23 protein-coding genes are annotated in these 26,090 nt (G+C 46.4%); 16 read left to right on the forward strand and 7 right to left on the reverse strand.

Going from position 1 to position 26,090, the window contains the following annotated elements:
- Positions 1 to 52 precede the first annotated feature (52 nt).
- Positions 53 to 667 (reverse strand): CPBP family intramembrane glutamic endopeptidase, encoded by a 615-nt coding sequence (locus H9630_RS02565; protein ID WP_191713916.1) that lies wholly within the window; start codon positions 665 to 667, stop codon positions 53 to 55.
- A gap of 219 nt (positions 668 to 886) precedes the next feature.
- Here H9630_RS02565 and H9630_RS02570 point away from each other — a divergent pair, with 219 nt between their 5' ends.
- Both H9630_RS02570 and H9630_RS02575 read left to right on the forward strand, forming a co-directional pair.
- Complete coding sequence (locus H9630_RS02570; protein WP_191714488.1) at positions 887 to 1,075, forward strand: hypothetical protein; 189 nt, start codon at positions 887 to 889, stop codon at positions 1,073 to 1,075.
- A gap of 611 nt (positions 1,076 to 1,686) precedes the next feature.
- A complete protein-coding gene (locus tag H9630_RS02575; protein ID WP_191713917.1) occupies positions 1,687 to 2,547 on the forward strand; it encodes an NAD(P)-dependent oxidoreductase in 861 nt (286 codons plus the stop codon).
- A 42-nt stretch (positions 2,548 to 2,589) separates the two neighbouring features.
- Here the strand turns inward: H9630_RS02575 and H9630_RS02580 are convergent, their stop codons facing one another.
- Entirely contained in the window at positions 2,590 to 3,051 is a 462-nt protein-coding gene (locus H9630_RS02580; protein WP_191713918.1) for a YkyB family protein, read from the reverse strand.
- A 234-nt stretch (positions 3,052 to 3,285) separates the two neighbouring features.
- Between H9630_RS02580 and fadH the strand changes: the two genes are divergently transcribed.
- The 14 genes from fadH to H9630_RS02650 all read left to right on the forward strand — a co-directional run bounded on the left by fadH (position 3,286) and on the right by H9630_RS02650 (position 20,950).
- A complete protein-coding gene (fadH, locus tag H9630_RS02585; protein WP_191713919.1) occupies positions 3,286 to 4,053 on the forward strand; it encodes a 2,4-dienoyl-CoA reductase in 768 nt (255 codons plus the stop codon).
- Between the two features lie 103 nt (positions 4,054 to 4,156).
- Entirely contained in the window at positions 4,157 to 4,600 is a 444-nt protein-coding gene (gene cbpB, locus H9630_RS02590) for a cyclic-di-AMP-binding protein CbpB (protein WP_191713920.1), read from the forward strand.
- A gap of 180 nt (positions 4,601 to 4,780) precedes the next feature.
- Positions 4,781 to 6,259 carry an MDR family MFS transporter gene (locus H9630_RS02595; protein ID WP_191713921.1) on the forward strand — a complete coding sequence of 493 codons (1,479 nt, stop codon included), beginning with the start codon at positions 4,781 to 4,783 and terminating at the stop codon, positions 6,257 to 6,259.
- Complete coding sequence (locus H9630_RS02600) at positions 6,249 to 7,124, forward strand: LysR family transcriptional regulator (protein ID WP_191713922.1); 876 nt, start codon at positions 6,249 to 6,251, stop codon at positions 7,122 to 7,124. Before H9630_RS02595 ends, H9630_RS02600 begins: the two co-directional genes overlap by 11 nt.
- A 67-nt stretch (positions 7,125 to 7,191) precedes the next feature.
- Positions 7,192 to 7,905, forward strand: a complete 714-nt coding sequence (gene dapD / locus H9630_RS02605; RefSeq protein ID WP_191713923.1) for a 2,3,4,5-tetrahydropyridine-2,6-dicarboxylate N-acetyltransferase — start codon at positions 7,192 to 7,194, stop codon at positions 7,903 to 7,905.
- 12 nt (positions 7,906 to 7,917) lie between these two features.
- Entirely contained in the window at positions 7,918 to 9,033 is a 1,116-nt protein-coding gene (locus H9630_RS02610) for an N-acetyldiaminopimelate deacetylase (RefSeq protein ID WP_191713924.1), read from the forward strand.
- Positions 9,034 to 9,272: 239 nt separating this feature from the next.
- Positions 9,273 to 11,630 (forward strand): hypothetical protein, encoded by a 2,358-nt coding sequence (locus H9630_RS02615; protein ID WP_191713925.1) that lies wholly within the window; start codon positions 9,273 to 9,275, stop codon positions 11,628 to 11,630.
- Positions 11,627 to 12,562, forward strand: coding sequence for an ABC transporter ATP-binding protein (locus H9630_RS02620; RefSeq protein ID WP_191713926.1), 936 nt, complete (start codon positions 11,627 to 11,629; stop codon positions 12,560 to 12,562). The genes H9630_RS02615 and H9630_RS02620 overlap by 4 nt, the downstream gene beginning before the upstream one ends.
- Positions 12,559 to 13,401, forward strand: a complete 843-nt coding sequence (locus tag H9630_RS02625; RefSeq protein ID WP_191713927.1) for an ABC transporter permease — start codon at positions 12,559 to 12,561, stop codon at positions 13,399 to 13,401. The genes H9630_RS02620 and H9630_RS02625 overlap by 4 nt, the downstream gene beginning before the upstream one ends.
- A gap of 12 nt (positions 13,402 to 13,413) precedes the next feature.
- Positions 13,414 to 14,787, forward strand: coding sequence for a hypothetical protein (locus H9630_RS02630; protein WP_191713928.1), 1,374 nt, complete (start codon positions 13,414 to 13,416; stop codon positions 14,785 to 14,787).
- A gap of 14 nt (positions 14,788 to 14,801) precedes the next feature.
- Positions 14,802 to 15,794, forward strand: coding sequence for an AAA family ATPase (locus H9630_RS02635; RefSeq protein WP_191713929.1), 993 nt, complete (start codon positions 14,802 to 14,804; stop codon positions 15,792 to 15,794).
- Entirely contained in the window at positions 15,791 to 16,651 is an 861-nt protein-coding gene (locus tag H9630_RS02640) for a DUF58 domain-containing protein (protein WP_225218325.1), read from the forward strand. Before H9630_RS02635 ends, H9630_RS02640 begins: the two co-directional genes overlap by 4 nt.
- Before the next feature lie 11 nt (positions 16,652 to 16,662).
- Positions 16,663 to 18,396, forward strand: coding sequence for a vWA domain-containing protein (locus H9630_RS02645; protein WP_191713930.1), 1,734 nt, complete (start codon positions 16,663 to 16,665; stop codon positions 18,394 to 18,396).
- Positions 18,377 to 20,950 (forward strand): VWA domain-containing protein, encoded by a 2,574-nt coding sequence (locus tag H9630_RS02650; RefSeq protein WP_191713931.1) that lies wholly within the window; start codon positions 18,377 to 18,379, stop codon positions 20,948 to 20,950. Before H9630_RS02645 ends, H9630_RS02650 begins: the two co-directional genes overlap by 20 nt.
- A 56-nt stretch (positions 20,951 to 21,006) precedes the next feature.
- Here H9630_RS02650 and H9630_RS02655 read toward each other — a convergent pair whose 3' ends face one another.
- From H9630_RS02655 to H9630_RS02675, 5 genes are all read right to left on the reverse strand, one after another.
- Positions 21,007 to 22,197 carry an MFS transporter gene (locus tag H9630_RS02655; protein WP_191713932.1) on the reverse strand — a complete coding sequence of 397 codons (1,191 nt, stop codon included), beginning with the start codon at positions 22,195 to 22,197 and terminating at the stop codon, positions 21,007 to 21,009.
- Positions 22,198 to 22,303: 106 nt separating this feature from the next.
- The gene (locus H9630_RS02660) at positions 22,304 to 23,380 is read right to left on the reverse strand and encodes an ABC transporter substrate-binding protein (protein ID WP_191713933.1); all 1,077 of its coding nucleotides are present in this window, start codon (positions 23,378 to 23,380) and stop codon (positions 22,304 to 22,306) included.
- Complete coding sequence (locus tag H9630_RS02665; protein WP_191713934.1) at positions 23,377 to 24,183, reverse strand: ABC transporter permease; 807 nt, start codon at positions 24,181 to 24,183, stop codon at positions 23,377 to 23,379. Before H9630_RS02665 ends, H9630_RS02660 begins: the two co-directional genes overlap by 4 nt.
- Positions 24,167 to 24,991, reverse strand: a complete 825-nt coding sequence (locus H9630_RS02670; RefSeq protein WP_191713935.1) for an ABC transporter permease — start codon at positions 24,989 to 24,991, stop codon at positions 24,167 to 24,169. The genes H9630_RS02665 and H9630_RS02670 overlap by 17 nt, the downstream gene beginning before the upstream one ends.
- Entirely contained in the window at positions 24,981 to 26,087 is a 1,107-nt protein-coding gene (locus H9630_RS02675) for an ABC transporter ATP-binding protein (RefSeq protein WP_191713936.1), read from the reverse strand. The genes H9630_RS02670 and H9630_RS02675 overlap by 11 nt, the downstream gene beginning before the upstream one ends.
- Positions 26,088 to 26,090 lie beyond the last annotated feature (3 nt).

Raw genomic sequence — 26,090 nt, forward strand, 5'->3', positions numbered from 1 at the left:
ACCTCCCTATCGGTTCGTCTAAGTAGACGTTCGACAAGAAGGAATGTTTCGTTTAAACAGGCAATGGCAACACCAGGAATAATAGGACAATCATGACCAGGTGAGCGATAATGATGACTGGCAGGCTCTTTTTCCATTCATAGAGCAGACCGAGAACCAAGCCGGCAGCAATTCCAGCCCAAACCCCAGGCCAAAAATTACCTAAGGCAAGTGCAGAACCGAACAGAATCGAACTGACGAGAATTGACCAGGAGGTGGAGAGGTATTGTTTCAGCTTTTGCTGAACGAGGCCTCTCCAAAAAATCTCTTCTCCGGGGACGATGATGAACATCAGCAGCAAGTAATGCCAAATTGAGAAGGGGGAGAAGTCGGACAGGAAAGATTTAACTGGTCCCGCAACATCGATGGGTGTCAGGAGAAGCAATTGGAAACCAATAGCAATAAGCCCATACAGAAGTGTCCCGTACCCCAATCCGTAAATTAACGATTTCCACGTAACAAGCTCATCATAGATTTTAACGAATATGATAGCGGGGGACATTAAAGTCAACATCGCAAATGTGTACATATACCAGAAAATAGAAGTGTTTTCGAAAGCTAAGTTGTATAAAAAGAAAGCCAATGGCAGCATGAAAATCAAGGTATGCTGCTTGAAAAAATTAATCATGTAAATCCTCCTAAAAATCAAAGCCATGCTTAATTACACAAATGGTGGAATGGACAAAGATGTCCGGTTTGTATTGTTGCTGTATACTGTTTACTGGAACAGAGTTTTATAATCTGTCTGGAGATAACCCGAAAAATGCCGGATATATACGATTTATATCATCCGTCTAGTATTATAACAGAAGGGGTTACTAAAACTATGGCAAAAGGAGAACAATTCATGACTGACTATAACCAGCTGCTTGAAGACTTGAAGAACGGTGAAATTGAATCGATCACTATTCAAAAGGAAGATTTTCTTGATTTCCGGACTGTGCTGATCGCACGTGAAGATTTTAAGCATTTCAGAGGCACAGCTTACCATCTTGGACTGACTGTCTATACTTATACAGAAGAACCCTCTAAGTGAGTTTTTTCCGCAGCCATCAAGTATTTTAAAGGAACAAAGCAGCCTAGCTATTCTTGAAAGCCATAAGGTTGATTAAATAAAAATAAAAAAAGGTAAATATTTTAAATGAATATGTTTAAAGTGTTTGTGGGAAGGGGATAGTATACTTGAACACAGCAACATTCTCATTTCCCCCTTTTGTGGTCGGTCCGTTATGCGGATCGGCTTCTTTTTTTTTGCAAAAAAACAGCTGTATCCGCTTTTCTATTGTCCAGCTGCAGCGGCCAACTCCTCGGGCTGCAAGCCACTCTGGCAATGCGGCTGAAAAAACGCCGCTTCGCCAGATCGTCTTACCCCTGTCGGAGGTCCACAGGATGTGGATCAGGTAACCGCTGCGACAGGAAGTCGCGTACTTAGGTTTCCTTCCTTAAACGGCCGCTTCCACTTTTCTATTGTCCAGCTACAGCGATCAGCTCCTCGGGGTCATAAGTCCCTCCGGCTATGCGGCTGAAGAGATGCCGCACAGCCGAAGTGCTTTATGCCTGTCGGACCTACCCGATCGCTTCCACTTTTCTTTAGTTTACGGAAGATTTTTGCTAAACTGAGAACATCAACAAAAGGAGGAACTACATATGAAGCTCGGATTTATTGGAACTGGTGTTATGGGCAATAGCCTGGTCAAACATTTATTGGATCACAAACATGAGGTCTCCATTTACACTCGAACAGCTAAAAAAGCCGAGAATCTAGTAGAAGCTGGAGCTGTTTTGCTGGCATCACCGCAGGAAGTAGCTGAAAAAAGCGAAGTTATTTTCACAATGGTCGGCTATCCCTCCGATGTGGAACAAGTTTATTTTGGGGAACAAGGATTGTTGAAAAACGCGAAAGCAGGAACCGTGCTTGTAGATATGACCACTTCCCAGCCTTTGTTGGCACAACGCATTTTCGAAGCCGCTGCTGCAAATGGGCTCCATGCATTGGATGCTCCGGTATCCGGCGGGGATATCGGTGCTAAAAATGGAGTATTGTCCATTATGGTCGGTGGTGAGAAAGAGATTTTCAAACAAATATCCCCGATACTGGATCTATTTGGTGAAAATATCGTCTTCCAAGGACCGGCGGGTTCTGGCCAGCATACCAAAATGTGCAACCAAATTACAATTGCCAGCAACATGATCGGCGTCTGCGAATCGCTTATCTATGCCAAAAAAGCAGGGCTTGATCCAGAACGTGTCTTGAGATCTATTTCTACAGGTGCAGCTGGCTCCTGGTCGTTGGCAAACTTGGCACCGAAAATGATCAATGAAGATTTTCGTCCCGGGTTCTACATCAAGCATTTCATCAAAGACATGAAAATCGCTGCAGAAGAAGCGGAGAATCTGGGATTGCAACTTCCTGGCCTCCGTTTGTCATTGAGTATGTATGAAGAATTGGCGGCTCAGGGCTATCAGGATAAAGGCACCCAAGCACTCATCAAGCATTATGAAGCATAAAAAAGCCGGAAACCTTTGGAGGTTTCCGGCTGATAACCGTCATCAATCAAAATAAGATTTTTTTGGTGAATAAAATCGATCAACTTGCCGAGGCTGATAGGATTTGGTGAAATTGGAAACGGTTGTTTCTTTTTTCTGTGGTTCCAATCCTGTCAATACGCGCAAGGTTTCCTTCGCCACTTTTAAATTCATCCGGCTTGGAGGATTGCGGTACGTATCGTCTAAATGGCCTAAATGCTCGAGTGAGGCGAAATCTTCCTTTTTCGGGAGCATATGAAAATAATAATTGCCACATTTTACGAGGACTGAAGATTGTTGTTGGCTTTTCTGGGGGTTTTTGCTGAAGTGCAAACCGATTTTTTGTGCGCGCTGCTGTTCAATCATCAAATTTAAAGCTTCTTTTTTCAAGGCATACAAGTATTGATTGTCAGGAGCAGTTTTTGCGTGCCGGTTTACAGTGAAAATGGCTTGTGCGATATCTGAATCTGATTTAGAAGAGGTCATGGACTCATTCCTTTCATCCGAAATTACGTGTGGTTCGACTTTATCATATCAAAATTTCCAAGCACTGTATACCGAAGGGCATGGTCAATAAAAGGGAAAAGCACATCTTGCATCGAACTCTATTAATCAAGTCGAATTAAATAAATCCCGATTGAGTTTCAAAGGGCTTGTGACTATCATAAGAGGGACTCGTCAATTCGGCATATAAAGCATAATCAAAAGGGGGATGTTTGAATGTTCACGGACAAAACAATGATTGTTACAGGTGGGTCAAGCGGTATGGGATTGCACATGGCAAAAAAGTTCGCTTCGGAAGGGGCCAATGTCGTCATTACTGGACGGGATATGGAAAAACTGAACGAAGCTGTGAAAGCGATTACAGGAGAGCGGGGATCAGTCGAAGTTTTTCAAATGGATGTCCGTGAACCTGAGCACGCCAAAGCAATGGTCAAATTTGCACACGATAAGTTTGGGAGAGTGGATGGACTTGTAAACAATGCCGCCGGCAATTTTATTGTCCACGCAGAAAAGTTGTCGCCTAATGGGTGGAAATCGGTGATCGACATTGTCTTGAACGGAACTTTCTTTTGTTCCCATGCAGTCGGCAATTACTGGATTGAGAACGGCACAAAAGGAAATATCCTGAATATGCTTGCCACCTACGCCTGGAACGCTGGGGCGGGCGTAGCACATTCAGCTGCTGCAAAAGCAGGTGTCATGTCATTGACCCGCACATTGGCTGTAGAATGGGGCACGCAGTTTGGCATACGCGTCAATGGCATTGCGCCTGGACCGATCGAACGCACCGGCGGAGCCGATAAACTTTGGGAATCCGAAAAGGCGGCGAAACGGACAATAGAATCTATTCCTCTTGGCAGGCTCGGAAAACCGGAGGAAGTTGCAGAACTTGCAGCCTTTATCATGTCGGAAAAAGCGTCTTATATGAATGGAGAAATTGTTACTTTGGACGGGGGACAATGGCTGAATAAGTTTCCTTTTTAAGGGATTCTGCGCAGCAATTCAATAGTGTCCATAAACACGATGTGTTATGATAAAACCTGAATGGTCGGTATCCAATACAGGCGCAGCAAAAGGAGTAGAGCACATGATTTCATTACCAAGCAGAGATTTTCTAGATACACCAATCGAAGACTATATCATTTCTTCCGAGAAAGTTGCTCATGTACAGATGGGAAACAGTGCTGAACATGCATTGCTCGTACTCACCAAGACGGGCTATTCCGCAATTCCGGTTTTGGATTCAAAATACCGCTTTCGGGGTTTGATCAATGCACAACGGATTACTGATGCGATTCTTGGATTGGATCATATAGAATACGAACGGCTTCCAGACATCCGTGTGGAAGATATCATGGAAACAGATCTGCCCTTGATCCACGTCAATGAACGTTTTCAAAAAGCGCTTGATATGGTCATCAACCAGAACTTTCTTTGCGTAGTTGATAATGAAGGAATGTTCATGGGGATTTTGACGCGGCGTGTTGTATTGAAACAATTGAAAAAACAAATTTATCAGCTGAAGAATTGAATAAGGCAATAATGGAGAAGGTCTCGTTTTGAGGCCTTTTTTATGCTTAAAAAAGGATGGGATATTTCCCATACGAGAGATATTATGAGCGCAGGCCACCACTCAAACGTGTAGGGAACTGCACTAGACCAACCCCGGTTGGTGCTGCTAATTGGAGATAGTCGAAAAGAGGTCTGTTCAATGGAAAATTCAAAAAGGCCGCTGATTTTGGCTTCTGTCATGCTGGCCATGTTCGTCAGTGCGGTTGAAGCCACAATCGTCTCGACCGCAATGCCCAGCATTGCTTCTGAGCTGGGCGGCTTTTCAAAATACAGTTGGGTGTTCTCAGCTTATTTACTGATGAGTACCGTAACGGTTTTAATCTACGGGAAATTATCCGATATTTTTGGGCGAAAGCGGGTATTCGCTTTTGGCATGCTGCTCTTTTTAGTCGGTTCGCTTTTATGCGGATTAGCCAATTCTATCGAAGAATTGATATTTTATCGCTTTATTCAAGGCATGGGGGCAGGGGCAGTCATGCCGATTGCCACGACTATTGTCGGTGATATTTACTCCAGGGAAGAACGCGCAAAAATACAAGGGTATTTATCGAGTGTCTGGGGAATTTCAGCAGTCACTGGACCGGCAATCGGCGGGATTCTTGTGGCGACCATCGGGTGGGAATATGTCTTCTGGCTGAATCTTCCTCTTGGCATCGTCTCTCTTCTTGGTGTAGTGCTGTTTTTAAAGGAACCCGCAAATACGAAGAAACCGGCAATTGACTATAAAGGGGCATTCTTATTAACGGCCGCTTTATCAAGCTTGCTGTATTTATTGGTTGAAGGCGGCGTATCGTTTGATTGGTTGTCCAGGCAATCGCTCATTTTAGCGGCAGCTAGCTTAGTGCTTATCGCATTGTTTGTCTGGGCAGAACAGAAAGCAGCCGATCCAATGATGCCTTTTGAAATCTGGAAGAATAAGACCATTCTGTATGCCAATCTCGTATCTTTGGCGACCGGTGTCATTTTAATCAGCATATCCAGTTATTTGCCGACCTATGTGACCGGGGTGATGGAACAGCCTGCAGCTATTGCAGGCTTCACTCTGACCGCGATGTCGATTGGCTGGCCACTGGCAGCTTTCTTCTCGGGAAGGTTGCTGCTGAAGATCGGCTATTTCAAAACATCTTTAGCTGGCGGAATATTCCTGGTAGCGGGAACATTGTTGTTTGTCTTGATGCAGCCAGGGTTCGGTCCTTTATGGGCAGCCATGTCGAGTTTTTGCATCGGAATTGGAATGGGGCTGACCAGCACGGCCTTTATTGTTTCGATACAGGCTGCCGTTTCCTACGAACAGCGTGGATCGGCGACGGCCTCGAATATGTTCATGCGAAATTTAGGCAGCACGATAGGCGTGGCATTGCTCGGCAGCATACTTAATAGTTCTCTGCTGCGTTATTTTGCTGACAATGGTGAGAATTATTCGTTAAGCTCAATCAATGATTTATTGAGCGTGGACAGCCGTGCCGGAATTTCAACCCAGACACTGGATTTTCTCCAGCAGGCATTGGCTGGTGCGCTCCAGAATGTGTACGTGGTTACTGCATTTTTTGCGCTGCTCAGTTTCATCCTGATCTTTGGGCTTCGCGGACAGAAAGGAGTGAAGAGCAGTGTCAAATGAAGAATTGATCATTAAAGTGCTTGCGGAAGAAGGGAATATGAGAAAAGCGGCAGAGCGGCTGTTTTTATCCCAGCCGGCTTTATCCCAACGCCTTCAAACAATCGAGAAGGATTGGGGACAGCAATTGTTCATCCGTTCTCAAAAAGGGTTATCTCCTACACCAGCGGGAGAATTGGTGATTCAATACGCCAATGAAACCATCCAGCGCAAAGAAGAAGTTTTCGAAGTGCTGCACACGTTGACATCTAAAGTTCACGGCACTTTGAAAATTGCATGCGCGACAATCATCGGCCAGAACTGGCTGCCCAAAGTGCTGAAGGATTTCGTCACGCTTTACCCGGAAGCCAAAATTCAATTGATTACCGGCTGGAGTTCTGAAATCGTCCGTTCGCTGTACGAAGGAGAAGCACATATCGGAATTGTACGGGGCCATACAGATTGGAAAGGGCCGAAACTCCATTTATTCAAAGATACGTTGTATCTTGTAGATAAGGAAATTCGATCATTGGAAGAGTTGCTTCAGACGGACCGGCCTTTTATTCAGTTTAAAAGCGACTCGACTTATTACGAAGAGATCCAGCAATGGTGGCAGAAGCATTTTGCCTCCAATCCGAAACGGCAGATTACAGTAGACCAGATTGAGACTTGTAAGCAGATGGCCGTCAATGGCATCGGCTATGCCATCCTGCCTTCCATTACATTGACCGGCACTGAAGATGTCCATATGATGCCTTTGACAAACAATAAAGAAGAACTTGAATTGACGCGGGATACATGGCTGATTGGCTATGAATCAGCATTCCAGCTTCGCCAAGTAGAGGCATTTGTCAATATAGTCAAAAAACATGCCGCTTTATTAAGGTGAAGCGGGTGAATTATTATGCAATATCAGATATAATAACAGCATCACATAATAGAAAGAGGTTATATTGATGAAACAGATGGATGCAAATGAAATTATCTCGTACATACAGAATGCCAAAAAATCTACACCCGTTAAAGTATACATAAAAGGACAGGGCGTCGCTGATTTGGATTATGGAACAGATTCCAAAGTATTCGGAGAAGGCAGTTCAGTTACTGTATTTGGTGAATGGGCAGATATTCAAAAGGCATTGGAAGCGAATGCTTCTGTCATCGAAGATTCGGTTGTAGAGAACGACCGCAGAAATTCAGCCATTCCATTATTGGATATGAAAAACATCAACAGCCGCATTGAACCGGGTGCGTTTATCCGTGAAAACGTGGAAATCGGCAATAATTGTGTCATCATGATGGGCGCTGTCATCAATATCGGCTCTGTTATCGGAGATGGAACAATGATCGATATGGGCGTTATATTAGGCGGCCGTGCAACTGTCGGCAAAAACTGCCATATCGGAGCCGGCGCTGTACTGGCCGGCGTGATCGAGCCGGCATCAGCTACCCCTGTCATCGTCGAAGATAATGTAATGATCGGAGCCAATGCAGTAGTTCTTGAAGGGGTTCGCATCGGCAAAGGCGCCGTAGTTGCTGCAGGGGCTATCGTGATTGAAGACGTTCCTGAAAACTCGGTAGTAGGTGGAACTCCAGCTCGCGTATTGAAATTGATGGATGAGAAAACACGTTCGAAAACTGAAATCAAACAAGAACTAAGACAGCTGTAATTGGTGAATCCAATGGAATTAGTGAAAATCAGAAGAGATCTGCATCAAATTCCGGAAATTGGTTTTCAGGAAGTTAAAACACAGGCTTATCTATTGGAAGCCATTTCGCGATTGCCTCAAGAGCGGCTGGAAGTGGTGGAATGGCGTACCGGCATCGCGGTTAAAGTGCGGGGCAGCCATCCCAAGAAGCGGATTGGCTGGCGTACGGACATCGATGCTCTGCCGATTACAGAAGAGACCGGATTCGATTTCAAATCGACTCATCCCGGATATATGCATGCCTGTGGACATGATGTCCATATGGCGGTAGCACTCGGGTTGCTTGAAAAGCTGATTGACAAACCCATCAAGGATGATGCCGTGATTTTGTTTCAGCCTGCAGAAGAAGGTCCAGGAGGAGCATTGCCATTTCGTGAATGGCTGAAAAATGACAAACCGGATTTTCTTCCGGACGTGATTTGTGCGCTGCATATTGCGCCTGAGCTGCCGGTCGGTACAGTCGGCACCCGGCCAGGTTTGCTGTTTGCCAATACGTCCGAGCTGTTTATCGACCTCCGGGGCAAAGGCGGCCATGCAGCCTATCCACATTTGACGGAAGATATGGCCGTTGCTGCTGCTTCGTTATTGATTCAGCTGCAGACCATCGTCAGCCGAACTGTTAATCCGATGGACTCTGCCGTTCTGACGGTCGGCAAAATGACTGCCGGAACGGTGCAAAATATTATTGCTGAGCATGCACGTTTGGAAGGGACAATCCGTACGCTGAACAGTGAATCCATGGTTCATATGAAGCGACGGATTGAAGCTATCTGCCGGGCTGTCGAAGAAGCCAATCATTGCAAGGTCACCATCGATTACGGTTCAGGGTATTTGGAAGTCAATAATAACGAGGCACTGGCGGAGAAGTTTCTCCGTTATGCCAGCGAATCTGAAGGCGTTCAAGCCATTCGCAGCGAAGCGGCTATGACAGGCGAAGATTTTGGTTACTTTACCGAACAGCTGCCAGGACTGATGTTTTGGGCAGGAGTTTCTTCACCTTATGGATTGCATCACGCGAAACTGGATCCGGATGAAAAAATTCTGGACTTAATGCCAGGGTTTATCCATGGATTCATGTCAGAATTGTAGGGCGGACAGCTTAGGCTGCCGTTCTTTTTTTATGGAGAAAAATAGGAAGGGAGAGAGGATGGACGTTTAACCGCCAGCCCAGGAAAAAAGGCGTTACAACGAGATGCCTGTCTTCCTATTTTACGGGTACTGCAACAAGCACTTCTTCGTTAAAAATAACTGAAAAATTGTTATGAGAAAATGGAACTATTTAACTTAGCCAGCGTACTAATAAAGAGACAAGAAAAAGGGGGATCAACATGCACAAACGCTTGCTGGCATTTTTGGTTTTTGCATTATTTATCAGTTTGTTTATTGTGCCGCAGGTAACATTGGCAGCACCGCAAATCACGGTGGATTCCAGCGCCGGTTTTCAAAATAAGGTCAAGTACGAAAAAGGGCTGCCGCTGCAATTTACAGTGACCAATCAAGGCTCTGCATTTTCCGGAGACCTCGTGCTGAGCTATTCTGAAACCTACAATCTTGGGGCCGGTCTGGCGATGCCGATCGAGCTGGCTGAAGGCGAAAGCAAGACCTTGCAGATTGCCTCATCCGGATTGTCGGATATGTATTACACAGGAGGTCCAGGAGACCAGAACATCTTTGTATTTGAAGGTGGCTGGGAAGACGGAAAATCCATTGCCTTCAAAGGTGCAAAGATGGTCCAGCCTTCCTATTATTCGCCCATGACGTTATTTGTAGCCACCTTGACGGATAATCCGGACCGTCTGTTGCCGTTGAAGCAACTGGCGGTTCCGGCAAGCGAAGGAGTGGAAGTGTTTCATCTGAATCAATTAAAAAACTTCTCATTGCCGACCGAAGCACAGGCTTGGGACATGATCGATTACTTGGTCATTGATGAGTTTGCCTTTAGTGATTTGCCGGATCCGGCACAACAGGCAATTCTGCAATGGATGCAGCAAGGCGGCAACATGATCGTCGGTTCATCCAGCAGCGCAGAAGCTGAACTTGGCAGTTTAAGTGAATACTTGCCATTGGAACTGGGGAATTCGATTGAAGCAGCCGTTCCAGGGTTGGAGAAGCCAGTACCTGCATACGAAGCGGTTGCTAGAGAAGGAGCCGCTGTCAAGCTGCAGAAAGATGGGCAGGTTTTTGCTGCGACCCAGCCAGTGGGTACCGGAAGTTTGACGCAGCTGAGCTTTTCTCTTGGAGATGAAACGGTTTCTGCCCAAAAGGGCTATAGCAAGATGATGTCGAACTTCTTTCCGACGTCGTTGAATGCATACAATTCTATGGGCGGCCAATCGATCCTTGATTACATGAGCTATGAGGTGGGGGATGTCAACGAGCTATTCGACAGCTTTGCTGTGTCACGTCCGTTTATCCTTGCTGTCATTTTGCTTTATATCCTCTTGATTGTGCCTGTTCTTTACATTGTCTTGAAGAAAAAAGACAAACGGGAATATGCCTGGTTCATCATTCCAGGAGTCGCTTTACTGACCTCGATCGGGCTCTTCGCATATGGTGCCAAAGATCGGATAGGCAATCCGCAGATTCAGCAGACCGGTTTTTTTGAAGTGGACGTGGACAGCGGATTGAACGGTTATTATGTCAATTCTTTGTTGTCAAACCGCGGCGGTAATTATCAATTCACTGCACCTTCATCGACCACCATGACTTATCGCATGGCCAGTGAATTTTCAGGCACACAGCCTTACCTTTCTGCAATGATGGAGAAAGGGGCTGCCAACAACCAAATGACTTTGCGTGATATGCGCTATTGGTCTGTAGAGTCCATCATGGGCCAGTCGTATATTGAAAACAGTGGGGATTTCACCATCGACTTGGAAGTGGCTGAAGAAAAAATTTCAGGAACAATCCGTAATAATTTTCCATTCGCTGTCGAAGACGTCTCAATTTGGACAGGGACACGCCTTTTGGATCTGGGCGATTTGAACCCAGAACAGGAACTAGCAGTGGACGAGAAAATCCAGTCAGCTATTTTGTCGCCTGCCGCTGCTATCGGCCAATCCTATGGCTATATGCCGATAGCGGATCTGAAAGAACTGGAAAAAGCCCGACGCCAGACTTTGCTCTCGACGTCCTATGAACAGATGTCACAGAACGGCAAAACGCCTTATGTGATTGCTTATACAAAAGATGCCATCGTTCCAATTACTCTTGAAAACCAGCGTGCTTCAGTGGATTCCATTCATTTGATTGCGCAAAGCTTTAAACCGAAATTGTCCTTAAGTGGAGAAATCACGCTAAATGCTGATGCTTTTGGGATGGGAATCACCGGGACCACCACTAATGCCTATTCTGAAAACGTCTCAACCGACCCCTACCTGTATTATTTGGAAGAAGGCGAGTATGACATGATCTACACGCTGCCTGAGGATATCGAGAAGGACAAATCTGCCTGGGATGAGCTGTCTGTCATTACTTCAGGGCAAAGCTTGAGCGTTTCCATTTTGAATGCCGATACCGGGAATTATGAAGAAATTACGGATTCCAATAAAAAATTCACCGATACGGCTAAAAATTATGTGGGGCCGGAAGGGACGATTAAATTGAAGCTGAAAATGTCCATGAATTCGGGGAATCCTGAAGTAGTCGTACCGAAAGTTAAATTGAAAGGAGTGATTACCCCGTGATTGAAACCATCGGATTAACTAAAAAATATGGTTCTTTTTATGCGCTGCAGGACTTGAATCTGATAGTTGAAGACAGTACCGTATTTGGATTCGTCGGTGCGAACGGCGCTGGGAAATCAACCACCTTTTCGATTTTGGCGACTCTTTTGCAGCCGACATCGGGTGACGCATTCATCAATGGAATAAGCGTCACGAAAAATCCTCAGGAAGTCAGAAAACAGATCGGCTATATGCCGGATTTCTTCGGTGTCTACGATCAGCTGAAAACTGAAGAGTACTTGGATTTTTATGGGGCGAGCTATGGCATCAAGCCGAAAGAAAGGGCTGCATTGATTCCGAAGCTTTTGGAATTGGTAAATTTGGAGCACAAGCGGTATGACTATGTCGATTTGTTGTCGAGAGGAATGAAGCAACGGCTATGTTTGGCCCGTGCCTTGATCCATGATCCAAAAATCCTGATTCTTGATGAACCGGCTTCCGGTCTTGACCCGCGTGCCCGTGTAGAAATGCGGGATATTTTAAGAGAGCTGAAAGCGATGGGCAAAACTATCCTGATTTCTTCCCATATCCTTCCCGAGCTTGCAGAAATGTGCGACAGCATCGGCGTTATCGATAATGGCAGATTGATTGCACAAGGCTCTGTCCATGATATTCAAGCGCAACTGCAAAGCGAAAAAGTGCTGCGCGTTAAAGTAATGGGAGATACACAGCCGGTTGTTCCATTTTTTGAAATGGATCCCTTCGTTTCTCAGATTGAAGAACAGCGTGACAAAAACACGATTCAGTTTTTCTACCGGGGAGCAGAAGAAGACCAAATGCGGATGCTGCAACAGGCAATTGAACAAAAAATTCCGATCCTGTCATTTTCAGAAGAAGAAACCGATCTGGAAGATGTCTTTATGGCGATCACAAAAGGAGTGGAAATTGGATGAAAACTCTTTCTGCCAATCCAGTATTAATTAAGGAACTTAAATTGCGTTTCCGTAATTTGAAAAGTTTTACGGGCATCCTGTTCTATTTGATAGCCATGAGCGTTTTTGTTTTCGGTTTCATCTTTTTGGCCACCTCGCTGACGGGAAGCGGATTCTTCCGTCCTGATGAAAGCTTTATGCTGTTCAGCAGCATGACCTATATCCAGCTAGGGCTGATTTTATTCATCACTCCCGCATTGACTGCAGGAACCATCAGTTCGGAACGTGAAAAACAGACCTTGAATATTCTGCTGACAACATCTCAAACATCTTTCCAAATCATTTTTGGAAAGATGACATCATCCATCGCTTTTCTGCTGCTGATGATTGTATCTGGGCTGCCTATATACAGTCTGGTATTCTTGTACGGAGGGGTTTCTCCCAGCCAATTGCTTTTCATTTTCCTGTTTTATCTGCTGACACTGTTGGCATTAGCCAGCATCGGCGTCATGTTTTCCACATTAATCCGTAAAACGATTGTCGCGATCATTGCGACCTATGGGGCAATGATCTTCTTTGCCGGCGTCACTGCATTTTTCCTGCTGATTTCGGTCCAAGTATCTCAAATGGGCACTGCGGCACCGTCTATGTCGCCGATGGCTCATTTCTGGGCCACCATCAACCCGCCGGCGGTGCTGCTGACTTTGCTGCAGCCGACGATGGAAGGGCAGTTGCAGAGCTTGACGATGATTCCGGTTCCACTATGGATCGGCTATACGATTTTTTATATTCTGCTGACTGTTTTCTGCATTTTCATGGCGGTCAAAAAGCTTCGCGTTAATATGAATAAATACAAATAAGGAGGGATTCCCATGAACAATCGCGACATCCATAAGTATGTCAAAAAGACAGACAAGCTATTGAAAATGCTCCATTTTAGCCGCACTCTGCAGTCCGCTTTAGTTGCAGGCCTTGTTTTGGCAGTGGCTCTGCTGTTGGTGTCGCGCTTGTTTGTGCTTCCTTATTATGAATTTTATGCATATGCTGCGGGATTTTTTGCTGTAGGAAGTTGGCTATTACTGTCGTTCAAAAACTTGCCGAACCTTCAGCAGGCAGTTCAGGAGTTGGACCGGTTCACACCACATAATCAGCTGCTGACGGTGTGGAGGCTGACCGAAAAAAATCCTTTAGCGGAAGAGTTGACTAAAAAGACTGCACAAACCGTTCCTTTCAGCTATCAGTTGTTCCGTAAAGAACGCAAAGCCTGGCTGCGGCCCAAGTGGTTGATTGGGGCTGTCGTCAGTGCGACTTTAATGGTGCTGCTCCTGATCTTTCCGAGCAATTTGCAAAACCAGGCGAATGACGTAGAAAAAGAGCTCGAATTGGTGGAAGACATAAAAAAAGAAGTCGATGAAATGAATAAACAGGCAGAAACAGAAATTGTGAAAAAAGAATTGGATACATTAAAAACAACGATTGAAGATGAAAAAGACCCTGAAGCGGTATTGAGAGAAGTGGTGAAAAAGCAAAAAGAACTGGACTTGAAGGAACGGCAACTGGCTGAAAAAAAGGATGCAAGTGCCGAAGCAATATCCAAAGACATTGGGAAAGCTGCTGATCAATTAGCTGGACAAGCCGGAAAAACCCAAACAGCTTTGAGCAATATGGGGAAACCGGTAGCATTTCCTCTGCAGCAGACCATCGCTAACCGTGAACAATCAACACAAGAAAATCCAAGTGAATCTGAAACCGGCAAATCATCTGAGGGAACAGGTGACGCCGGCAGTTCCGATGCAAACGGCCAATCATCCGATAATGAAGAAAGAAAAGAAGGCGAAGGTGAGAGTAAGGGCCAAGGCCAGGCACAAGGCCAAGGACAAGGACAAGGACAAGGACAAGGACAAGGACAAGGACAAGGTCAGGGACAAGGCCAGGGACAAGGCCAGGGTCAAGGACAAGGCCAGGGGGCCGGGAAGGGCAAAGGCAGTCGGGATTTATTGACCGTCCCATCCAGAATTGGCGGTCAAGGAGAAACGGCAGTGGACAGTGGCGAAATTGGCGAAGGCAAGGCAGCGGGAGAGCAGCAAGGAGCCGTTCCTGCCACCAAAGGCACAATCCAGCCATATGAAGAGGTCGTGGGCGATTATTCGGATGCCTATTTTTCAAGCGCGGACCGTCTACAATTGCCGCCTGATCTGCAGACCATTGTAGAGCAATACTTTACGGATATTGAAACCGACAAATAGAAAAGAGGGTTCTCATGACATACACAACGGATCAATTTACAGAAATGAGCCAATTGCTTCAGGAAGTCAAAGAAGAAATTGGACGCTTTATCGTCGGCCAGGAACGGGCTGTCGAGTTTTCTTTATACGCGATTCTAGCGGATGGCCATGCCTTGCTAGAAGGGCTTCCCGGGCTTGGCAAGACGATGCTGATCCGGACCATTTCGGACGTACTCGATTTGTCGTTTTCAAGAATCCAGTTTACTCCTGATTTGATGCCATCGGATATTACAGGGACCAGTCTGATTGAGCGGGATGCAGAAGGGCGCCAGCAGTTTACGTTCCGGGAAGGGCCAATATTCCACCAAATGGTATTGGCTGATGAAATTAACCGGGCTACTCCTAAAACACAAAGTGCATTGCTTGAGGCGATGGGAGAAAAAACAGTGACGATTCTTGGCGATACGAAAAAGATGGCACGCCCATTTTTTGTATTGGCAACACAGAATCCGATTGAAATGGAAGGAACCTATCCGTTGCCGGAAGCACAAATGGACCGCTTCCTATGCAAAATACTGGTTTCTTATCCGACACGCAACGAATTGGCTGAAATCAGCCGCCGAACGACAGGAGCCCAAACGATCAGCCTCAGCAAAAAGATGAATACAGAAGGGTTGGTCGAGGCGCAACAGATGGTAAAAGAAGTGCTGATGGCAGATGATATTTTAATGGTGGCTGTGGATATTATACAAAATACCCATCCTGAGCATTCAGAGCACGAAGCAATCCAGCAATATGTCCAGTATGGAAGTGGACCACGCGGCTTGCAGAGCCTGATTCGATTGGCTAAGGCGCGTGCCTTGATGGAAGGACGCTATCATGTATCGATCGGTGATTTGAAGTATGTGGCCAAACCGGTACTTCGGCATCGCATGCTGTTGAATTACGAAGCTGAAGCGATGGGCAAAGAAGCGGACGAGTTGATTGACTTGGTGCTCAGCAATGCTGGAAAAGGCGTTGTCAAATGATGTTGTTGAATCTGCCTGCCGATTGGGGTTCACGTGTGAGCCGTTATGCCATTGGAACAAAGGCAAAAATCAGGGGCCACCATAAAGGGTCACATCGTTCTATGCGGTTTGGCAGTTCGCTGGATTTCTCCGATTTTCGGGAATACCATCCAGGAGATGATGTCCGCCACATTGACTGGAATGTATACGCACGGACTGAAAAGGTCTATATCAAACGGTTTTTGGATGAACAGGAAATGCGTATCCACATCTTGTTAGACAGCTCCAAGTCAATGGACAGCAAATGGCTGTTTGCCAAACAGCTGGCCTTTTCTTTGGGTCTGATGGCGTTGTCGAACGATGACCGCCTGACGGTTTCGGCTGGACAAAAAGAGACGATTCCTTTTCGGAAAAAAGGGAAGTCGGCCAGAAAGTTATTCGAGCATTTTATGGCTTCTATGCCGGATCCCGAAAATCTGTCATTCGCAAAACAGGCAAGTTTTCATGCAGCAAAAGACTCGACGGTATTGTTCATCCTATCGGATGGATTGGAACCGCTGGAAGACTGGCAGGTATTCTTCAAACAGGCTCCTGCTTATGCGCATGATATCCGCTTTATCCATATTACGACGGAAGACGAACGGTCACCTTCGTATAAAGGAGATCTTCGTTTTATCGATGATGAAACCCAGCAGGTATTGAACGTCACGGTTACAGAAGAAGCGCTTCGCGCATACCGGAAGCAAAGTGAGCTTCACACCAAAGGGCTGGAATCGCTTTGCCGAACATATGGAATCGCTTATTTGCCGTTGCAGACAGAAGAAGGAATCGAGCAGGTGCTGTTTCAGCAGATGGTTCGGAAAAATTGGATTAAATGAGGTGAAACGGCATGGGGGCATCGAATTGGGGAATGATCTGGACAGCAGTTATGCCGTTGGCCGTGATCCTCTATTATTTCTTCAGGAAAAAATACAAGGACCAGCGCGTGTCATCAACAATGTTCTGGCAGGAACGGATGAAAGAGCTGAAAGCTTCACCGTACCTGAAAAAATTGCAGCATCATTTATTGTTTTATTTGCAGCTGGCGGCTCTCCTGTTTTGTGTACTGGGATTATTGGGGCCGTTCAGCGAGTCGGAAACGCTGGCAGGCAATAACTTTATCTTTGTCGTCGACACATCGGCGACGATGCTTGCGGGTTCCCCCACACATTTTGAAAAGCAGCAGGAGGAAATGAAAAAGTTGGCAGCCCAAGCTGGAGGGAAACCCGTCACTATCGTCACGACAGGAGCCAGTCCAGAAGTAGTGGTCCGCAATGAACAGGACCAAAGAGTTTTGGAGCGGGCGATTGACCAACTGGAAGTAAGGTATGAAAAGGCTGAAATGGAACAGACAATTTTGTTTGCTGATACGCTTGCAGCCAACGAATCAACGGTCATTCATATTTTTACGGATTCATTGGACCGTGCTGTACTGGCCAACAAAACCGGCCAACGTTATCAAGTCCACGGATTTAATGAATCACTGCGCAATGTTTCCATTGAGCAGTTCGGTCTATCAGAGACTGAAGCGGGTGCACGGGGCATCGTCCAGCTGGTAAACAACAGTGAAGATCCCCTGCAGGCGACAGTCCGTCTATCGGCAGGCAACATAGAGAAGACAGCGGAAGTAGAGCTGGAGCCTTCAATGGAATTGCTTGTTCCTTTCGAAGAGCTGCCCAATGAAAAGTTGTGGCAGGCGACTGTAGAAGTGGAAGATGATTATGCGGCTGATAACACAATGGCGACTTATCTGGCGCCGCCAGGAAATGCGGTCGTGATTGACTCATCATTGCATGAACTGATCGCCAGCGGGTTCCGTTCAACGGATTTGGAAGTTCACCTGGCAGAGTCGGTCCAGTTAGAACCGGATTCAGCACTGCCGCTGGTTACCAACCAAAGCGAATTATTGGATGGAACAGCGCCGGTTCTACTGATTGGCCGTAATGATGAAAAAGCTTTCGAAGTAGCCGGAGAAATTGAAGCACAAGCGCATCCGCTCTTTACTTACGCTTCTTTGGAAGATGTCTATGTATCCCAGCTGTATCCACCTTTTGAAGGGTTCGAAACAATTGCGTCGATTGATGGGCATCCTTTCATTCAAGTGTCTCCTGAAGGCGATATTGCCGTGCTGACGGATATTCAGTTGACCGACTGGCCGCTGTATCCGTCATTTCCGTTATTTCTTTGGAGCGCGATGGATAGTTTATCTGGAGATGCAGCGTTTCTCGGATTTTTTCAGCCCAACGAACATCGCTCGGTTTCTCTCGCTTCCGATACAGGAGAATGGGAAATCTTTAAAGATGGCACTTACCTCTATTCTTATATAGAAGGCAGCGGCCCGTTTATTTCACCGTCTGAACCAGGAGTTTATGAAGTGATTGGTGAACAAGAGACCAGGAACATGATTGTTCAGCTGGCAAATGAAGAGAAGACGTTGGGAGCCGGTTCTTCCTATGCGATGGGGCTGGCGACAACCGCCCAGGACACAGTCCGTTTTTCTTTCGTGCCGTATATTATTGTGTTGATTTTGCTGCTGGTTGCTGTGGAATGGGAGGTGTACCGCCGTGGAATTGCAACTCGATGAACCGCTTTGGCTGATTTTGCTCCTTCCTGCCGCCCTCTACTTTGGCTGGTTTGGTTTAAAGAATTTTCCTGCCAGTTCCAAAATGGCGAAAACAGTTTTTATTCTTCGTGTATTCGTGGTGGCTTTATTGATCTTCGCCTTGGCGGGGCCATCGCTGTTCAGTCCGGTAAAAGAAGAACAAGTGATTTTCCTGTTGGACCGATCGGCGTCTCTTGAAGGAATGGAGACCGAAATGGCGGCAGCAGTGGAAAAAGCTTTAAACGCTCAAAAAGATCATCAGTCGGTTGCCGTCTATACATTCGCCGAGGATTTCCTGAGCCTTCTGCCGATGACAGCAGAACCTCAGACTTTGCCTGCGGAACTGGCGATCGGCCAGAACGGCCATACCAATATCGCCCGGGCACTGGAGCTGGCTTCAAATAGTGGAGACACAGACCTTGCGACACGGTTGGTGGTTTTGACTGATGGCAATGAAACACAATCTTCTGCCATCGAAAGCTTGAATCGCCTAGAATCGGACCGTTTGCAAGTGGATGTTTGGCCCATCGAACAATCTGCAGTGAACGATATGGCCGTCAGCCGCTTTGAAACGCCTTCACGGGCATTTTTGGGAGAGGCACAGGCATTTTCTGTCTCCATTGATTCAGATGCAGAAGCTCAGGCAAAATTGATCTTTTCGGTTAACGACCGCGATTTGGATGCAAAAGAGATCTCCTTGGCAGAAGGCCAAAATGTCTTCAATTATACCTATCCGGCCAGTTCGGAAGGCTTGCTGAAGTATGAAGTGCGTTTGGAGGCTGCTGAAGATGCTTTTCTCGAGAACAATTCATTGGCGAGCATTACGGAAGTTTCCGGCAATCCGGAAGTACTGGTGGTCAATGGCGGAGAGCCGAGTCCGATTGCCGCTTTATTGGACACAAATAATTTGCGTGTAACCGAACTCTCTGGCGCTGAACTGCCGAGCAGCTTATCCGCTATTCTTCGTTATGACTCCATTATTTTCGACAACGTATCAGGAACTTCTGTCGGTGAACAGCAGATGGCCATTATTGAACAAGCTGTCCAGCAATTCGGTGTCGGTTTTATGATGGTCGGCGGCGATCAAAGTTTTGGGTTGGGAGGTTATTTCAAGACGCCGATTGAACGCCTGTTGCCGGTGGAAATGGAAGTCCAAGGCAAACATGAATTGCCTTCACTAGGCCTCATGATTGTGATGGACCGTTCAGGAAGCATGATGGGAATGAAGTTGGAGCTCGCCAAAGAAGCGGCAGCCCGCTCTATCGAATTGCTGCGTCCGGATGATACCTTGGGCGTCATCGCATTTGATGACCAGCCATGGGAAATTTTGCCGACTGCCAAAATGGCCGATCCGCAGGCCGCGGTGGATAAGGTCTTGGGAATTACGCCAGGAGGCGGGACTGAAATCTATCGTTCTTTGCAAAAGGCTTATATGGAATTGGAAGATTTGAAACTGCAGCGGAAACACATCATTCTATTGACGGATGGCCAATCTGCTACATCAAATGACTATGACGCGTTGATTGAAAATGGCAAAGACAATAACATCACCTTGTCGACAGTGTCGATCGGACAAGATGCTGACCGCAATCTGCTGGAACAGTTGGCGGACACAGGAAGTGGGCGTTTCTATGATGTGACGGATGCTACTACGATTCCTGCCATCCTGTCGCGTGAAACTATCATGATGTCGCGGACTTACATTGTCGATCAACCGTTTTACCCGATCGTTTACAGCAGCAAATGGGATGATTTATTTGCAGAAGGTGTTCCGCAACTCAATGCCTATATTGCAACTACAGCCAAGAGTACCGCAACCGTTGCACTGGAGAGTGAAGAAGGCGATCCTGTGCTGGCGAGCTGGAATTACGGCCTTGGAAAAACGGTTGCTTTCACTTCCGGCAGTGGTGCATGGAGTGGGGACTTCCAAAGCTGGGCTCAGTGGCCGGATTTCTGGAACCGCAGCGTGGCTGAATTGCAGCCTACATTTGAAGAGATTCCTTATTCGGTCATTCGGAAAGAACAAGGAGTCTACACGGTAGAAGATCCTACACAGAGTTCTGCGATCTTGACGGTGGCGGCAGTTGACGAAGAAGGCAATGACATTCCACTGCAGACAGAGCCGGTGGCACCTGGAAAAGTTGAAGTCAAGTTGGATGCCGATCCGGGACTGGTCTTTTTCAGCGTCAGCAATGAAAACGGAGCGGCCTTTAAAACAGGGCTGACTATTCCATACGGCGATGAATACCGAACGGCATCAGCCAATATGCCTCTTTTGACAGCCTTGGCTGAACGGACAGGAGGGCAAGTATTGGGTACACTGGATGAAGCGTTCCGTGACATGCCTTATACCAGCGGTACGGTCCGCCCGATTCAATTGTGGCTGCTGTTGGCGGGGATGCTTCTGTTCTTCACAGACATCACACTCCGACGCTTTGGTCTGCCGAAACTCATAAAAAAAAGAAAAGCCGCTAAAGAAGAGGACTCTTCTCCTGCGGCAATTGATCAATTAATAAAAGCGAAAAAGAGGAATTGACTCTTTTTCGCTTTTTGATTTAAGGAAGTAAAATATTTTGCTCTTAATTTAATGTTTCAGCTCCGGCTGGTAGCCAAGAGCTGCTGTTTCCGCATCGACCATGTATTGGCAATGAAAAAACAAGTGATCAAGATGGCGGTCCCTAATATATACGGATAGCTCATGTTGATGTCGAAAAGGATGCCGGCGAGTGCCGGACCGATCATATTGCCGAGGCTCATGTAGGCATTGTTCATACCGGCTGCAAATCCTTGTTCATCGCCAGCCAGTTTGGAGATGAGCGTATTGATGGCCGGCCGCAACAGGGAGGCGGCAGTGAAAAAGACCGCAGCCACCAGAAGGATGGCCCAGAACGAGCTGACAAACAAAATGCCGATCATGGCTCCTGCAGAAACCAGCAAGTTGACAAGGATAACTTTCATTTCACCAAAACGTTTGAAGAGCTTATCAATGACAAAAGTTTGGACCACTACACCGACAAATCCGCCGATTGTAATCAGAATAGCAATTTCTTTCGGTGTGAAACCAAACTTCTTATCTGCATATAATGCGATGGTCGATTGGAAATTAGCCAAACCGAAAGCGAAAATGAACATGACCAGCAGCATGACGAAGTAAGGGGTGTAAGTAGAACGCTTGAGCTGCTGGAGCAGGTTTTCGGATTTTTGATCTGCAGCCTGTACAGTAGGTGCGACATTCGGCAACACGACAAAAGAAATAAATGCAGCAATGAGTGCCACTGCCGTTGCAACGTAGAAAGGAAACTGGATGCTGACTTCGGCGAGAAACCCACCGATTCCCGGCCCGATCATAAAGCCGAGCGACATGGAAGCTCCGAGCAGCCCCATTCCTTTTCCACGTTCTTCAAACGTTGTGATATCAGCAACAAAGGCCATCATCGGGGGGATCAGGAATGCAGCACCGAGTCCGCTGAAGAAACGGGCAAGGTACAAAATCCACAGATGGGAAGCGAGCCCGAATGCCAGTTGGGATAGACCGAAAACGATCAATCCAAAGATGATCAACTTTTTTCGCCCGTATTTATCGGAAAGTTGACCGGACAAAGGCGAAAACAGGAACTGGGCTAAAGCGAATGTAGCGATTAGGGTGCCGAGAGCTTGGCCAGCCACGCCGAAAGTGTCCAGATAAGCTGGCATAATCGGAATGATCAAACCGATGCCGCTCATGGCAATGAACATATTGAACATCAGCACATAAAGTGCGAATTTATTTGATTTTACGGCCATAAAGAGACCTTCTTTCATTGTTATTTCGTATTACTAAACTTTAGTCTATAGAATCTACATACTATACCCCAATTCCCACAAAAAAAACAGGCAAAAGTTCTGCCTGTCAGTTTTCCATATCCATTTTAAATTCCAGGAATAGTTCGTTGTAGATTCCCAGCATTTCAAGTCCCAGATTTTCGTAGACTTCAAGGCGCTCCCGAAGTTCTTCCGGGGGATAGAATCGTTCATCTCCGGTAACTTCCGGGTCCATCAACGCAATCGCTTCTTCGTTCGGAGTGGAGTATCCGACGTAATCCGCATTTTGCGCTGCCACTTCCGCATCCAGCATAAAGTTGATGAATGCGTGGGCGCCTTCCACATTTCCGGCTGTCTTTGGAATGACCATATTGTCAAACCATAAGTTCGAGCCTTCCTCAGGGACCACGTAATCGATGTCTTCATTGATCCACATCATATCGGCAGCTTGTCCGGACCAAGTAACCGCTACTGCAGCTTCTTCCCGGCGCATCATTTCAACAATTTCATCACCGATGATGGCTTTGACGTTCGGGCCCATCGTTTTCAATTTATCCGTGGCTTCACGCAATTCACCCATGTCGGTCGAATTCAGTGAATAGCCTAAACTGTTCAGCCCCATGCCGATGACTTCACGCGCACTGTCGACAAGGATCACTTCCTGTTCGAGTGTAGGATTCCATAAATCATCCCAACTTTCGAACGTCTGTCCTTCCAACAAGGTCGGATTGAATGCAATCCCGACTGTTCCCCAGAAATAAGGAATCGAGTATTCGTTGCCTGGATCAAAAGGCAAGTCGAGGAAATACGGATCGATGTTCTCAAGATTCGGCAATAGCTCATGGTCCATTGGGTGCAGCAGGTCGTTTTCCTTCATTTTTTCGATGGCGTATTCAGAAGGCATCGCAACATCGTAAGTTGTGCCGCCCTGTTCAATTTTGGTCATCATCGATTCATTTGAATCAAATGTTTCATAAACCACCGAAATATTGGTTTCTTCTTCAAATTGGTCGATCAGTTCGGGATCGATGTATTCACCCCAGTTGTAGACGGAAATGGAGCCTCCGCCAATAGTTGCCGAACTTTTTTCCATGGCGTTGACCACATATAAGAGAATGGCCGATACCAGCAGGATGGCTATAGCGGCTCTGACGATTTCTTTCATAGTTTGGCGCCTCCTGTTCCAGGGGTTTGTCCGGCCCGTTGATTAAAGAAGTAGTAGCCGAGGACCAGTCCAAGCGTTACTACAAAAATCAACGCGGAAAGTGCATTGATGGTCAAAGTGATCCCTGCACGGGCCATTGAATAGATCTCAATGGATAAGGTCGAGAAACCGTTTCCTGTAACGAAAAACGTAACTGCAAAATCATCAAGCGAATAAGTCAAGGCGAGGAAAAATCCAGCGAAAATACCCGGCTTGATATAAGGAATGATAACGCGTGTCAAAATATCCCGTTTCGATGCGCCAAGGTCGGTCGCAGCGTCTATCAGCGACCCGCTCATTTCCTGCAGCTTTGGCAATACCATGATCACCACAATCGGAATACTGAAGGCGATGTGTGAAATCAAGACAGAAGCAAAGCCGAGTTTGACGCCGATCATCGTGAACAAAATCAGGAACGATGCCCCGATGATGACGTCCGGACTGACGATCAAAATGGTGTTCAAAGACAGAACGGCGTTGCGCGTTTTGCGGTTTCGCAAAAAGACGATGCCAATTGCGCCAAGAACGCCGATTGCTGTTGAGATAAGTGAAGACAACAAAGCGATAATGATAGTATTCATTAAAATGATCAGCAGCCGCGTATCGTTGAATACAGCGCCGTAATGCTCCAAAGTGAATCCTTCAAAGCTCGACATGGTGCCTCCGCTGTTGAAGGAGTAAAAGATCAGATAAAAGATCGGCGCATAGAGAATGGCAAAAACGACTACCAAATACAGTTTTGCGGACTTACTTAGTTTTGCCATTATATGCACCTCCTTTTTCTTTGTGGCCAGTCAGCATCATGATGATGATCATGAACAAGATCAAGAACACGGCAATGGTCGAACCCATTCCCCAGTTCTGTGTCACAAGAAATTGCTGTTCGATTGCTGTACCCAGTGTAATGACTTTGTTTCCAGCAATCAGGCGAGTGATGACAAAAAGCGACAAGGCAGGGATAAACACAGCCTGTACACCTGATTTCACTCCATTGATGGCCATAGGGAAAATAACGCGTCTGAAAGTCGTGAAAGAGGAAGCTCCCAGATCGCGTGAAGCATCGATCAATGCCGGATTGATTTTATCCAGCGAATTGAAAATCGGCAAGACCATAAACGGAATGAAAATATAAACCGATACAAAGATAAAGCTGAAATCTGTAAACAATATCTGCCACGGGCCTGCTCCGAGTGTCTGAAGCAGTTTGTTGGCAGGGCCGTACAATCCGAAAATCCCGATAAAGGCATAAGCCTTCAACAATAAGTTGATCCATGAAGGAATGATGATCAACAACAGCCACAGCTGCTTATGCTTGGTCTTAGTCAACCAATAAGCTGTTGGATAGGCAATCAGGATTGTGATAACGGTAATCAGGAAAGCGTACCAGAACGAGCTTAATGTCATCCGCAGGTAAACGGAAGAAAAGAAGTTCTGGTAGTTTTCCAATGTAAAGGCACCAGTCAAATCCAAGAACGAGAAATAGAAGATCAAGGCAATCGGTGCAATAACGAATAAGGCAATCCATATATAATAAGGGACAAGGTATAACGGGCGCGATGGGTTATCTTTCATTGACAGCCGCTCCGTAGGATTCCAACCGTGCATCGAATGCTTCTTCCGATTCGTTCAAACGCATAACGTGAATCGCTTCTGGTGAGAAATCCAGGCCGATCTGTGAACCGACCTCAACTTTTTTCGTAGAATGGACGAGCCATTCGTTGCCTACTTCGTCAATTGTGGAAATTTCGAAATGCACCCCTCTGAACAATTGGGTATCAACAGTGACGGCCATTTTGCCGGTACCTGCCGTAGTGATTTCGAGATCTTCAGGACGGATGACGATTTCCACCTGTTCATTCGGATTCAATCCCGCATCCACACATTCAAAGTCTTTATTGGCAAAACGAACTTGATAATCGGCAATCATGACGCCGCTGACGATATTCGATTCACCGATAAAGTCGGCGACAAAACGGTTGATAGGCTCATCATAGATATCCATCGGGGTTCCGCTTTGTTGAATTTGGCCAGCGTTCATGACGAAAATTTCATCAGACATGGCAAGTGCCTCTTCCTGGTCATGGGTAACAAAGACGAAGGTTTTCCCAAGGCGTTGCTGAAGTTCCCGCAATTCATACTGCATTTCTGTCCGCAGTTTCAAATCCAAGGCAGAAAGGGGCTCATCGAGCAAGATGACTTCAGGATCGTTGACAATTGCACGTGCGATGGCAACGCGCTGGCGCTGGCCGCCGGACATCTCTGCGATTTCACGTTGTTCATAGCCCTGCAGATTGACGAAAGCCAAAGCCTCTCTTACGCGGCGCTCCACTTCCGGGCCTTTCACTTTCTTGATGCGCAATCCGAATGCGATGTTTTCAAATACGTTCAAATGAGGAAACAAAGCATAGTCCTGGAACACCGTATTGACTTGGCGCTGGTTTGCAGGAATCGTGTTCATTTTTTTGCCTTCTATATAGATATCGCCGCTGGTCGGTGTTGCAAAACCGGCTATCAGGCGCAAAATGGTTGTTTTCCCGCAGCCTGATGGACCAAGCAGCGTATAGAATTTTCCTTTTTCCAGTTCAAAGCTGACATTGTTCAATACATTGCCGGCACCTTCATAGGTCTGCGTGACATTTTCAAAACGTATAATTGATTTTTCGGACATAAG

The organism is Planococcus wigleyi (genome assembly GCF_014836985.1).
Taxonomy (GTDB): Bacteria; Bacillota; Bacilli; order Bacillales_A; family Planococcaceae; genus Planococcus; species Planococcus notacanthi.